The 1,239-nt window shown below is 41.2% G+C and carries 1 protein-coding gene and 1 pseudogene; both read left to right on the forward strand.

The window, feature by feature from the left end; translation table 11 throughout:
- Nucleotides 1-392: pseudogene (locus tag BCT11_RS28015) on the forward strand (hypothetical protein); the annotation flags it as partial.
- A 1-nt stretch (nt 393) separates the two neighbouring features.
- Nucleotides 394-558 carry a hypothetical protein gene (locus BCT11_RS28105; protein WP_162836306.1) on the forward strand — a complete coding sequence of 55 codons (165 nt, stop codon included), beginning with the start codon at nt 394-396 and terminating at the stop codon, nt 556-558.
- The last annotated feature ends 681 nt before the right edge of the window (nt 559-1,239 follow it).

Raw genomic sequence — 1,239 nt, forward strand, 5'->3', positions numbered from 1 at the left:
CCGATTTACGCAACAAAGCCCTCGGACGCAAAACTAAGGCAAAGTTTGATTACATTCGAACGAGTCCTCCACGAGATATGGAGGCTGTATGGGATTTAAAAATATACAATAAAAATGGAATTGAGTTCGTTGATTGTAAATCCGGAGGGCTATCTCTCTTCAATTATCGAAACCCTCGTTTTGGTACGTTGTGGTGGAAGATTCCACAACATACTAAAATGCCAAATGGTTTGCATGTTTCGTTGGACGAAGGTGGAAGTAAAGGGAAGCATCATTTCACAATTCGTCCGCTTCAAGATATGCCTCTTAGTTTATATTTGACAAAATTACAGCAGTTAGAATCTAGTGCCAGACCATGTTTTATTAATTCTCCAAACTCACAGGTAGGTTGAAATGTTCAATGAAAAAGAGCTCCGTTATATCAAGCTGTGCTTAAAAGAAAAACTAGAAAGAGAGCATGCTCTGTTATCCCAATTGGACGAAGACAGTGATGAGTATATGGAAAAAGCAAATGATCTTATGGTACTAGACTCTTTGATCGCCAAGCTTAGCCAATAGGCAAACATAACAAAGCATTTAAGAGTGATTCCCAACGCTTGGCATTTTTCATTCCATCGTTGGGTTTCGTGTTTACGGTGGTATGGTTAGGTTTCGTGGTCGCGTTCCTCACACCTTAATGCGGCGTTAGTCGCCAGAAAAAGCTAGCAATCAAAATCATGTTTCTGACCTAAAAATTTGGCAGTAGTTTGTTTGGTACACAGATCTATCGTCAATGGTCAAAACTCAGTTTTAACGGTTTTAAGTCCAAAATTTTGCAAGTGTCCTCACGGTTGTTTTGTTCTTTGGTGCTGACAGAGCAGGGTAATCGAGAATTTGTTTTTGGTTGTAACTCTGCTCGTTGAGTTTGTTGGTTCAAAAGCAGATCTACTCGCTGAAAAGTCGTCTTCTCTGGTGTTTTAAGTTCCACGTGGTTTCAGTGGCTTTGTTGCAAGTCCGCACTGTGAGATTGGCTTTCCAAAAGCGCTTTTTGGTGTTGTCAGTCCGTTTTCTGCGGCGTTGTTTGTTCCAAGTGGTTTCATTGAATAGCCGCTTTGAGACTACGCCTGACTTAAATGCATCAAAGCACATAAAGTTTGTTGTTCGCAAAGTTTAGTTCGGCTTAAAATTGTCGCTCGGTGCCTCGCGACTAACAAACTGCTCAAGAGGGATTCGCAACGCGTGGCATTTTCACTATGCGTT

It is taken from the genome of Vibrio sp. 10N.222.52.B12, assembly GCF_002875385.1.
Classification (GTDB): domain Bacteria; phylum Pseudomonadota; class Gammaproteobacteria; order Enterobacterales; family Vibrionaceae; genus Vibrio; species Vibrio jasicida.